The sequence below is a fragment of the Methylobacterium sp. B1 genome, assembly GCF_000333255.1.
In the GTDB taxonomy this organism is placed as follows: Bacteria; Pseudomonadota; Alphaproteobacteria; order Rhizobiales; family Beijerinckiaceae; genus Methylobacterium; species Methylobacterium fujisawaense.
On the sequence record NZ_BACT01000592.1, the window covers coordinates 1 to 10,023 of the forward strand.

The 10,023-nt window shown below is 67.3% G+C and carries 10 protein-coding genes; 5 read left to right on the plus strand and 5 right to left on the minus strand.

The window, feature by feature from the left end:
• A partial coding sequence (locus tag I53_RS17325; protein ID WP_148291186.1) for a DUF4113 domain-containing protein occupies positions 1–1,032 on the plus strand: 1,032 nt, incomplete at its 5' end.
• A gap of 100 nt (positions 1,033–1,132) precedes the next feature.
• Here I53_RS17325 and I53_RS17330 read toward each other — a convergent pair.
• On the minus strand, positions 1,133–2,077 hold the full coding sequence (locus I53_RS17330; RefSeq protein WP_085987677.1) for an NAD(P)H-binding protein: 945 nt from the start codon (positions 2,075–2,077) through the stop codon (positions 1,133–1,135).
• An 85-nt stretch (positions 2,078–2,162) separates the two neighbouring features.
• On the opposite strand from I53_RS17330, the gene I53_RS17335 reads away from it, so the two are divergent.
• On the plus strand, positions 2,163–3,053 hold the full coding sequence (locus I53_RS17335) for a LysR family transcriptional regulator (protein ID WP_043352856.1): 891 nt from the start codon (positions 2,163–2,165) through the stop codon (positions 3,051–3,053).
• 519 nt (positions 3,054–3,572) lie between these two features.
• Here the strand turns inward: I53_RS17335 and I53_RS31465 are convergent.
• The 4 genes from I53_RS31465 to I53_RS17350 all read right to left on the minus strand — a co-directional run bounded on the left by I53_RS31465 (position 3,573) and on the right by I53_RS17350 (position 7,665).
• Entirely contained in the window at positions 3,573–4,157 is a 585-nt protein-coding gene (locus tag I53_RS31465; protein WP_083936092.1) for a TetR/AcrR family transcriptional regulator, read from the minus strand.
• Positions 4,154–4,618 (minus strand): DUF1348 family protein, encoded by a 465-nt coding sequence (locus tag I53_RS17340; RefSeq protein ID WP_043352857.1) that lies wholly within the window; start codon positions 4,616–4,618, stop codon positions 4,154–4,156. Before I53_RS17340 ends, I53_RS31465 begins: the two co-directional genes overlap by 4 nt.
• A 454-nt stretch (positions 4,619–5,072) precedes the next feature.
• Positions 5,073–5,909 (minus strand): class I SAM-dependent methyltransferase, encoded by an 837-nt coding sequence (locus I53_RS17345; RefSeq protein ID WP_251982349.1) that lies wholly within the window; start codon positions 5,907–5,909, stop codon positions 5,073–5,075.
• A 142-nt stretch (positions 5,910–6,051) separates the two neighbouring features.
• Positions 6,052–7,665 carry a GMC family oxidoreductase N-terminal domain-containing protein gene (locus I53_RS17350; RefSeq protein WP_043352862.1) on the minus strand — a complete coding sequence of 538 codons (1,614 nt, stop codon included), beginning with the start codon at positions 7,663–7,665 and terminating at the stop codon, positions 6,052–6,054.
• Between the two features lie 642 nt (positions 7,666–8,307).
• On the opposite strand from I53_RS17350, the gene I53_RS17355 reads away from it, so the two are divergent.
• From I53_RS17355 to I53_RS17365, 3 genes are all read left to right on the plus strand, one after another.
• Positions 8,308–8,988, plus strand: coding sequence for a Crp/Fnr family transcriptional regulator (locus I53_RS17355; RefSeq protein WP_043352864.1), 681 nt, complete (start codon positions 8,308–8,310; stop codon positions 8,986–8,988).
• A 22-nt stretch (positions 8,989–9,010) separates the two neighbouring features.
• Complete coding sequence (locus I53_RS17360; RefSeq protein ID WP_043352866.1) at positions 9,011–9,532, plus strand: FecR domain-containing protein; 522 nt, start codon at positions 9,011–9,013, stop codon at positions 9,530–9,532.
• 74 nt (positions 9,533–9,606) lie between these two features.
• Positions 9,607–10,023 (plus strand): CHASE2 domain-containing protein (locus I53_RS17365; RefSeq protein ID WP_187294374.1); only part of this gene is annotated, 417 nt, incomplete at its 3' end.

Here is a 10,023-nt window from a genome sequence, read left to right on the forward strand (position 1 = left end):
GGCCGACGGCAACCGCCTGACCGGGAAGGCCCCGGCGGCGCTTGGCGACCGCCCGAAGGGCGCCGTGCAGCTCGCCGCCTGCGCTTCGGCCATGACGGGCTGGGCCGTCTGGAGCGGGTGGAGAACCAGCTCGGCCGCGCCTGGACGTTCGAGCGCGACGCGGCCGGGCGGGTGGTGGCCGAGACCGACTTCGACGGGCTGCGCACGACCTACGCGTACGACCGCGCCGGGCGCCTGACGGAGAAGCTCGCGGCGGACGGCACGCGCACGCTCTACGCGCACGACGCCTCGGGGCTGCTGACGCACGAGGCCGTGACGGCGCCGGGGGCGGCCGAGCCGCAGGTGACGACCTTCGCCTATGACGGGGCCGGGCAGCTGGCGGCGGCACGCGGGGGCGGGTCGGAGGTGCTGCTGGAATGGGACGCTCTCGGCCGGGTGGTGGCCGAGACGGTGGACGGGCGCCGTGTCGAAAGCCGGTACGATTGCTGCGGCAACCGCGTGGAGCGGGTCGGGCCCGGGGCCCGGGTCGAGAGCCGGTACGACCCGCTGGGTGCGCTGACGGCGCTGGAAATCGCCGGGCACGGCGCGTTGACGCTGGAGCATGACGCGGCGGGCCGGGATCTGCGCCGGGCGAGCGCGGCCGGGTTCGTGTTGGAGAGTTTTCGGGACGCGGCGGGCCAGCTGGTGCGGCAGGTCGGCGGCCGGGGGCGGAGTTCCGGCTCGGGAGCGGGAAAGGTCCCGGAGAGGGTCTACGGCTGGGACCGGGCGTACGCGCCGGTGTCGGTGGCCGACCTGCGCTGGGGCCGCGGGGCCGTGGTGCCGGCGCGCGCGGGGCTGGTGAGCCGGCGCCACTGGAACACGAAGTTCGAGATGTGCACGCTGCGCTACACGACGCATGTCAGCGAGTTGCCCGTTGCGCATGCAGGGGGCGTGCATCGTCCGTCCTCACGACTGCTTAGGAGGGGTTGCCGCCTTTCCGCTTCATGGCGCAGACCTGAGAAAGCGGACATCCGGCGATTGGGCTCAAGCTGACCGAAAGTAAGGGTTCCCAGCGTAGATGATTCGCCGCCGAAGCGTGCGGCCTTGAAACGAACTGACCGAGGCTAAAGGTAAGGCGGGCATCTCGAGCCGCTCAAGATCTCAATGCGGCACTAACCGCAGCATCCAGCGAAGTGCACGGCACATCGCCGAGGAGTTCCGTTAGACGACTTCCGTCGAGGCGCATCGCGTGCGCCCAGAACGGACGAACCTCCATGACCTCTCGGGGGAACCCGCCGAACAGCGCAAGCCCCCGCATCATCGCCCAGGGGAAGCGGCGCTCGGGGAGGTTAGGGCGACCCGAGGCGCGGCGGATCGCAGCGACCATTTGGGCGCCGTCGGCATCATAGTGGCCGGGGAACTGGAGCCGCTCGCATGGCATCAGCCTCTCCGGCGGCAGTTCCAGCAGGCGAAGGATGGCCTCGGCGAGGTCGGGCAGGTACGCCCAGGCATGGCCAACGCCCGGCGTTCCGGGATTGACGATGCGCGCGAGCGGCGGCTTCGATAGAGCCTGGGCGAACCAACTCTGGCGCGCCCCCGGACCGAAGAAATCGCCTGCCCGCACTATGAGGCTCCTCACCTCCGGAGCGGCCTCCGCCAGGCGCCGCTCCATCTCGACGCGGATCGCGCCCTTGCGCCCGCGCGGATGCTGCGGAATCGTCTCGTCGATCACCGGGGCGAGGGCCGGGTCGTAGTTGTAGACCGTGCCCGGCAGGACAATGCGGGCGCCGGCGTCCCGCGCCGCCGCGAGCGTGTTGTCCAGCATCGGCAGGACTAGCCGGTCCCACCCGCGGTATCCGGGTGGGTTCACTGCGTGGACGATGACGTCCGTCCCGTGAGCCGCGCGGACCACGTCCGCCCGGTTCATGGCGTCACCCGCTTGTCGATCCGGCGCGATCGAAGCGCCCCAGGCGGCCGCTGCCCGTGCCGGGTTCCGCACCAGCGCGACGACGCGCCACCCGCGGGCCAGCATCGCCCGGGTCACCGCGCCTCCGACACCGCCCGTCGCTCCGAGTACCAAAGCCGTCTTCATCGCCATGTCCCTGCGTTCGTCTCCCGACTGATGCGCCGGGTGGGAGGCTGAGGAAATTGACGAGCTTTGATGGGCCGCCTATCGAAAATCGATGAGCGATGCAGACTTCGCCTGGGACGATCAGCGTGCCTTCCTGACCGTGCTCGACACCGGCAGCCTCTCTGCCGCGGCGCGGTCCCTCGGCCTTACTCAGCCCACCGTCCGAAACCGGGTCGATAAGCTCGAACGGGCCATCGGACATCCGCTCTTCGTCCGGGGCGTGAACGGGTTGGCGCCGACGCCCGAGGCGCTCGGTCTGGCAGGGCACGTCCGGCGAATGGCCCACGCGTCCGAGGCGTTCCGGCGCGAGGCGGAGGGCGCGGCGTCCGAAGTCGCCGGCCCGGTCCGTCTCAGCGTCTCGGATTTCGTCGGCATCGAGGTCGTGCCGCCGATGCTGGCGGCTTTGCGCGAGCGCCACCCGCGCCTGACGGTCGAACTGCTCCTCACCAACGCCAACGCCGACCTACCCGGCCAGGAGGCGGATGTGGCGGTGCGCATGGCGCGGCCGAGCCAGAACTCGCTCGTGGCGCGCCACGTCGGCAGCATCCCGCTCGGCTTCTTCGCCTCGCCGGCCTACCTCGACCGAAACGGTGTTCCCGAGACTATCGCGGACCTCACCCGGCACGCGATGGTCGGGCCCGACCGCATGCCGGCCTACGTCGCGATCGTGGATGCCCTGAGCCGGGAGGCGGGTGGCCCGCTGTCCATCGCCCTACGCAGCGACAGCCATCCCGCGCAACTTGCCGCCATCAGGGCCGGCATCGGCATCGGTGTGATGCAGGTGCCGGTCGGCGAGCGGGACCTCGTGCGCGTCCTGCCGGACCGCGTCGTATTCGGCCTAGACACCTGGATCGTGGCGCACGAGGACGTGCGGCGCAGCGCCCGCATTGACGCCCTGTTCAACCACCTCGTCGAGTCCTTCCAGGCCTACTGCTCCCAATAGGCCACTCTCGATCGCACGGCGCCGCCGACACCAAGAGATCCCGCGGCCATGCCTGGGCTGGATGCCCGTCCGAGCGCCTGTGCCAGAACACGTGGAACACCACTGGAGCGAGTTCGACGGGGTAGGGCTTGCCCCCCGACACAAAGATTATGATGCCCCGCTTCTGGGCTTAAACTCAATCACTTAGCTGTTAAAATGGCGGTGAACCGGATCGTCAGTACCGATGGCTTAGGTGTCGGTTTGTCAAACCATCCGGCCGCGCCTCGAGCCCCAACTAGGCCCGGGTAGCCCTGAGGCGGACGGCCTCGGGCTCAGTAAGACGCATCGGAACTGGGCACGGCGGCGAGCGTCGCAATGAGACGCGCTGCGCTCTGGCAGCGAACGACCCAACCCGGCTGTTCCAGACCGCTTCGTGGCGTCCTGGAACCGGACACTTGGATGCAAGCAGCTTCGTCGCACCCATGTTTTCCGGAGGTTTTAGCGTAATTTAAGGCGCGTGCTCGATAACTTTAATTATCGTTATGTTCTATGATTGCTTATTGCTTCGAGTAAAATAGAGTGCTGTCGATGAACAACCCGGAGAAAGACGGCATCGTCCTCTAACGCGCGCGCCAGCACAATAGCGCCTTGTATCCCCGAAACCACCTCCTCCGCGAGTTTCGAGGCGTGCGGTTTGGAAACTCCACCGGTTTCTAAACACTGAGCGAGAGCAGATATCCAGCGAGCGAAATAACTTTTTATTCGCACCGCGAAAGCGGCTCCCGAGGCATTCAGACCAATGCAGCCGACCAGACATACCCTTCTGCCGGATCGGAAGTAAACCGTCACGTCCTCGATCATGGACGTGACGGCAGCCGTCGGATTATTTGCATGCTCCAACGTCGAGAAAATCACCTTCTCGAACCAAGCGTCTATGTCGGCAAGAACCGCCTCCATCATCTCTTCCTTCCCGCCCGGAAAGAAGTTGTAGAGGCTGCCTTTGCCGAGGCCGGTCGCCTGCGACAGTACCGACAGGCTTGCGCCCTCGAACCCGTGCTCGCGGAACGCTTCCGCTAGTGCTGGGACGGCATCGGCACGCTCGGTTGGGGTGCGCTTGGCGCTCAAAGGCCGAGGTCGCTGAGCGAGGGATGATCGTCGGGTCTGCGGCCCAGTGGCCAACGGAATTTCCGCTCCGTCTCCTTGATCGGCATTTCGTTGATGCTGGCATGGCGGTGGGCCATCAATCCGTCCTCAGCGAATTCCCAGTTCTCATTTCCGTAGGCGCGGAACCAATGTCCGCCGTCGTCACGATACTCATATGCATAGCGCACAGCGATACGGTTGCCGGTAAAGGCCCAAAGCTCCTTGATTAGCCTGTATTCGTGCTCTTTATTCCACTTGCGTGTGAGGAAAGCTTGTGCCTCCTCCCGATTGTTCGCAAATTCGACACGGTTCCGCCAGCGTGTATCGGACGTGTACGCTGTCGCGACCTTGGCCGCATCGCGCGTGTTCCAGCCGTCTTCAGCAAGGCGCACCTTTTGGATCGCGGACTCTTCGGTGAATGGTGGAAGCGGGGGCCGGGACATCGGGATCACCTTCCAAAACCATGTTGTACCGTTCGGTACAACATGTTCGCCGGTCGATCAAGCCCTCTGGGAGCCCTCCCACTTTCGGTTCGATTATCTGCATGTGGCGAGCGGCAGCTTCTTCCGATCTTGGCTCTGAAAGCAGACCGGCGGGAAACCAACCATCTGAGACGTCTTGAGGGCTTTAGGCGCCGACGACACATGGCCGAGACCCGCCGGTCCGCTCTCGGGGGCCAACTGCACGGGAGCGGCCACTCGAAGCGATTCAGGCAGAGGCCTCAGGGTGCGCCCCATCAACCGGATCGCGCCTTCGAAAGTCATTCGCAGGCGCGACGCGGCAGCGGCTCTCGAGCCGCCCGATCGTCGGTCCTGATCGCGCTGCCTTGGACCCGGTCGGTACTGGCCGGCTTGATGCGCCCCGTCGCGGCAGGCCACCGCCTCGACGGAAAGCGTTCTACGCGCGTCGTCCCATCATGAGCGTGACCGGCTGTCCCGCAGAAGTCTCGATGGCGGTGAATTTACGGGAGCGAAGTTCAGCCTCCATCGCAGCACACGACCATAGGTGGCCGCCGCTTCGGGCCAGCCGCAGGGCTGCAAGCGCGGCGCCGACCGGATCCGGAGGCGGAGCGTAGAGACCGACAACAAGGTATCCCTTCGGCTCAAGGGCAACCGTTAGCCGGTCGAGCGCTGTCCGAGCCGCGTCCTGGGAGAGGAAGGGTGCCGGAAGCCACGTCAGCGCGTAGCCGGCTGGATCATCGAACTGGGTCACATCCTGCAGGCGGAGATCGATACGGCTGCGGAATGGGCTTGCCGCCACGTTCGCACGGGCCAGTTCGAGGGCCGGCTCCCAGATGTCCAGGCCCACGACACGCAGCGAGGGCCACTGCGCTGCGGCTTCGAGAGCAATGCCGCCCACACCCGTGCCGACATCCAGGAAGCGCCCGGTGAGGGCGGCCGCGAGCGCCGGGCGGTCGGCCGCCAGGGCCGCCAAGCGCCGTACGACGACCCGCGAGGCTTGGCCCTGAGCCTGCAACATCGCAGGATCGCGGACCTGCCAGACGGGCGGTCGCTCGGGACACTCCAACAGATCCCGCGCCTCCTGCAGGGCGTGCGTGACGGAGGCCAGGGACGCGGAGACCTGCGCCTGATCAAGGTCACCGAGGCCGCCCGGCACCACGGCGGCGACCACGTCGTGCAACCGGCGCGCGACCTCGGGATGAATATCCGGCGCCTCCTGCCGCAGGCGTAGGGCTGCACCGATCGCGGCAAGGCCTCTTGCCGCATCGCCCATCTGCCGCAGCGTGTGTTGAAGGTCTTGGAAAGTCATCGGCGACCGCCAGAATGAAGTTCACCACGACGCGGCATGGCGCCCGAAGCAGAAGAGCCGGACCCGTCAGCCGCAGAACCCGGCCGGGCCGCGACCCGCAGGGTGATCACAGGCCGTGCGCCTGAGCGATCATCTGTGCCGCCCGCTCTCCGATGATGGCGCAGGGGGCCTGCGTGTTTCCCGCCGTCACACGCGGCATGATCGAAGCATCCGCGATGCGCAGAGCGTCGATCCCGTAGACGTTCAGCGATGCATCGACCACCGACATGGCATCGCGGCCCATCTTGGCCGTGCAGCTCTGGTGCCAGTAGGTCACGGCGGCATCACGGATGAAGTTTTCAAGTGCGTCTCCCCGGATGTCGCCCGGCATGGCCTCTCCGCGGACATGCGGCCGAAACGCCTGGGCGTTGCCCAGCGCGCGGCACAGATCCACGCAGGCGACGGCCGTCGTCAGATCCGCGGGATCGGACATCATGTTGGCCTCGATCGCCAACGGCACCTCGGGATCGGCACTCGTCAGCCGAAGCCGGCCGCGGCTCGCCGGGCGCGCCAGACCGGCGAACATCGTCCAGCCCTGCGCCGGCACACCGCGCGCCGCGGTCCGATCGCTCGGCACGGGAAATTCGACCTGGCAGAAGAGCACGTCCGGCGCATCGAGCCCGGGGCGGCTCGTCCAATACAGGGTTGCCTCGCTGCCGCTGTTACGGGGGGCGATGGGTTCGGCATACTCCCAGATGCATCCGAACGAGACATGGTCCTGAAAGTTCTGGCCGACGCCCGGCAGGTGCTGCACCACCGGGATGCCGAAGCGCGTCAGCTCCGCATGGTCCCCGATGCCGGAATGCATCAGAACCTTGGGCGTCTGGATGGCGCCCAGGGACAGCACCACCTCGGCCCGGGCTCTGATCTCCAGGACCTGCCCGGCGCGGACCACTTCGACGCCGACCGCGCGCCGCTGCTCGATCAGGACGCGCCGCACGGTCGTGTCGGTGAGGACCGTCAGGTTGGGGCGGTCGAGCCAAGGATGGACATAGGCCCGGTAAAGCGATTGGCGCCGGCCGTCGCGAACCAGCATGTCCGAAATCGAGGCGCCGCCCGGCCCCTCCATCATCTCGCCATTCGGATGCGCGAAGGTCGGGATGCCGACCTCGCGGGCCGCATCGAGCATCGCGTATGCGATGGGGCTGGGATCCGAGGCGGGCTGGACCCAGACCGGCCCGGACTCGCCGCGATACCGCGGATCCGGTGAACCCTGCCAGTTCTCGATTCGACGATAGATCTGGAGGACGTTGTCGTAACTCCACTCGGCATCGCCCGCCTCCGCAGCGAAGTAATCCCAGTCGCTGCGATGCCCGCGCGCCCAGACCATCACGTTGATGCTGGAGCCGCCCCCGAGACCTTTGCCCATCGACATCGACAGGGCACGACCGTTCAGGTGCGGGTTCGGCTGCGCCTCAAATCCCCAATCCCGCTCGCTGCCCAAGTTGGCCGGCCATTGTGCAGGGTCGAGCACCGTCTCGGCATCGTCGCTGCCTCCGGCTTCGATCAGCAGCACGCGCAGGTCGGGATTTTCCGCGAGGCGCCGCGCCACGACCGAGCCCGAGGATCCGGCGCCGCAAATGATGACATCGTATTGCGAGCGCAGGTCGGCGACCAGGCGCTGCTGGTTCTCCTGCGCGCGCCGGGATGAATCGCTGTCCTCGCGACGAGACTGGCTCATGATATGTAACATCCTTCTAATGCTGCGCTGCCGTTGCTGATTAACGGAGCGTTTTGTCCCGCCAACACGGCGGGTCCCGCGAAAATGATCCTGAGCCGCAGGAATTCGGGTCGATGTTCCATGCCTTCGACCCCCGCGACTGTGATCGACGTCACACTGGAAGCGCGGGATGAAGTTCACGATGGCCTGTTCGCTTCGACTCCCGAATGCGTTACAGAGATCTTCGCAGATCTGCATGTCGCGCTTCGCGTGATAGGCTCGGTTCGCCCTCACGCCATTGTCGTCGATCTTGCCGACGGAGATGCGTTTTGGTCCGGCCTTCTGAAAAGCCTCGGGGCGAACCGATCCTTCGGTCACAGCCGCATCCCGGCTGCGGGAACCTCCGACATAGCAGCGCCGTCCGAAGGTTCGGCGGGCAGCCCGGATCGCGTCTCCCCGAGATGCGGTGGCGGCCATACGCGATCGCTGGCCGATAGCCGGTCCTCGTGGAACGGCGTGGCCAGCCGGGCTGTGAGTTTTGTCACGGACCCGCCCGCCGGTCAGAGGCGACACGGTGCGGCATCATGCTGACACCAGGCTGCGCCGCGGAGAACTTTGCGGAGCGCACACGAGCCTGGGTCGGCACAGTCGAGAGAGGATGTCGTGAGCGCGCCGAACAGGCTTGTCGGGCTCTTGGCCGCCAACGCGTTCTTCGCCGAGCTGGGCCAAGACGCTCTACAAGCCATCGCCGGCCTTTGCCGGATGCGCAGCGTTGCGCGTCACGAGATCCTCTTCCAGAAGGGGGACCCAGGCGATGCCCTCTACGCGATCCGTCGCGGGCAGATCCGCATCGCCACCGGCACCGAGGACGGCCGGTCCGTGACGCTCAACCTCCTCGGCCCCGGCGATGTCTTCGGCGAGATCGCCCTGCTCGATGGCCATGCCCGCACCGCAGAGGCCATCGCGCTCGAGACGACGGATCTCTTCGTCATCGACCGGCGGGACTTCCTCGAACTCCTGGCGCACGACGCGGCCCTGGCGGCGCGGATCATCGGCTTCCTGTGCCGACGGTTGCGCTGGATGAGCGAGCGCATGGAGGAGGCGACGCTCCTTCCCCTCGATGCCCGGCTAGCGCGGCGTCTGGTTATGCTGTCCGAGGATTACGGCGCAGAAATCCAGGTGACACAGCAAGAACTCGCCGCTTACGTTGGCGCGGCGCGGGAAAGCGTCAATCGCGTCCTTCAGGATTGGCGTCGATCCGGCATCATCGATCTTGGGCGCTCACGCGTGCATGTGAAGGTCGCGCCGCGTCTGGCGGCCCTCGGCGCGCCCTCACGGCTCTGAGGCGGCAGAAGGGATCCACCCCATGAGGAATCTCGCGCGCGTCGTGACCGCATTCGCGGCCGTCGTCGTCCCTGTCACCGTCCATGCCCAGACGCGCTGCACGGAAACGACCCGCTTCGACCCGCCTCTGCGGATCCTGCGATGCACCGACGGGCTCACGCTCGAAGCCGAGCGAGCGGCCACGTTACGGCCGGTGGATCGGGACGGCGACGGGCAGCTCGAGGGAGCGGAGATCGGCGGCAGCGCCGTACTCGTGACCCTGCCGACGCGCTCGAAGACGCGCCGGGGCGGCTTCCAGATCCTCACCCCCCACGCGATTGCCTCCGTGCGCGGCACGATCTACGCCGTCGATGTGACCACCGCCAAGACGGCGGTTTTCGTGGCTCGCGGCCGCGTCGCCGTCGCGCGCCGGAACACCCCGGCCGTGTTCGTCACGCTCGGCCCGGGTGAGGGCGTCGATGTCGGTGAGGATCAGGCCCCCCTGGACGTGCGACGGTGGCCGCAGGAGCGCGTCAGAAGCCTGCTCGAGCGCTTCGGGCGGTGAGAGCCGCGGGTCCGGTGCCGCGGCTTGAGTCGATCTCGCGCCCCGGGCGGACCAAGCGACGCTTCGCCCTCCTCATGTTCGTGGCCGCGCTGGGGTGGAGCGGCTGGCTCGCGCACCTGCACATCGCCGGACGGGCAACGCCCCTCGATTACCTGGAGGCGGCGGCGACGGACCTGCGCATGCGCCTGGCCGGTCCACGCATGCCGCCCAAAGATGTCGCGATCGTCGCCATCGACGACGAAATCGTCCGCCGGGAAGGAGGCTTTCCCATCTCGCGCACGACGATGGCGCGGCTGATCGAAACGATCGCCGCGGCCCACCCCCGTGCGCTCGCCGTCGATGTCCTGTTCCTCGAAGACGGGCGCCAGCCCGAGGCGGATCATGCCCTCGCCGCCGCCCTCCGCAAGGTGCCCGCCGTCCTGGCGGCGGCAGCCGTCTTCGACGAGGGCACGAACGAAGGGGGCATCCCGGTCGCCACGCCGTGCATCGCC

Excerpts from the sequence above, each read along its gene's own strand:
- I53_RS17330 (WP_085987677.1), bottom strand. The coding sequence starts at position 2,077 with ATGGCGATGAAGACGGCTTTGGTACTCGGAGCGACGGGCGGTGTCGGA.
- I53_RS17335 (WP_043352856.1), top strand. The coding sequence starts at position 2,163 with ATGAGCGATGCAGACTTCGCCTGGGACGATCAGCGTGCCTTCCTGACC.
- I53_RS17340 (WP_043352857.1), bottom strand. The coding sequence starts at position 4,618 with ATGTCCCGGCCCCCGCTTCCACCATTCACCGAAGAGTCCGCGATCCAA.
- I53_RS17345 (WP_251982349.1), bottom strand. The coding sequence starts at position 5,909 with ATGGGCGATGCGGCAAGAGGCCTTGCCGCGATCGGTGCAGCCCTACGC.
- I53_RS17350 (WP_043352862.1), bottom strand. The coding sequence starts at position 7,665 with ATGAGCCAGTCTCGTCGCGAGGACAGCGATTCATCCCGGCGCGCGCAG.
- I53_RS17360 (WP_043352866.1), top strand. The coding sequence starts at position 9,011 with ATGAGGAATCTCGCGCGCGTCGTGACCGCATTCGCGGCCGTCGTCGTC.